Annotated in this window: 1 protein-coding gene; it reads right to left on the bottom strand. The window is 68.1% G+C overall.

Translation table 11 applies throughout. The features are described from left to right. Window positions 1-154 precede the first annotated feature (154 nt). Complete coding sequence (gene queF / locus G7A99_RS23985) at window positions 155-544, bottom strand: preQ(1) synthase (protein WP_018719449.1); 390 nt, start codon at window positions 542-544, stop codon at window positions 155-157. Between the last annotated feature and the right edge of the window lie 39 nt (window positions 545-583).

Raw genomic sequence — 583 nt, 5'->3', positions numbered from 1 at the left:
CGAAGACGGCAACCACCACCGGCAGCAGCCAGGCGGGAAGGCGCGGGCGGGTGTGCGTGCGCCGGCCGTATGCCGACGTGCCGGCCTCCGGTGTGCCGTCGATGTCCCACCGCGCTCCGGTCATGCGCTCTCCCCCTCGGCGTCCGTGGAAGGCCTAGGGAAGGGTGACCGGTGTCGGTGGCCGCCAGCCCTCGGCGGCGTGCTCGCAGACCACCGTGGTGTCGATACCTCCGCGGGTGGCGAAGGCCATGCGCACGCGCATGAAACGCGGTGCCAGCCGGGCGACGAGGTCTTCCAGTATCCGGTTGCTCACGGCCTCGTGAAACGCGCCCTCGTCGCGGAATGACCAGACATAGAGTTTCAGCGACTTGAGCTCCACGCAGCGTGCGTCCGGGACGTAGTCCAGGTACAGCGTGGCGAAATCGGGCTGGCCGGTCATCGGGCACAGGCAGGTGAATTCCGGGATGGTCATCCGGATGGTGTAGTCCCTCTCCGGGGCCGGGTTGTCGAAGGTCTCCAGGTCGCGGCTCGGCTGACTCGGCATTGACGTTTCCTCGGTGTGAAGGGCCCTTCTGCGCGGGTT

Source organism: Arhodomonas sp. KWT, from assembly GCF_010993615.1.
This window is presented reverse-complemented; position numbering and strand designations above follow the sequence as displayed.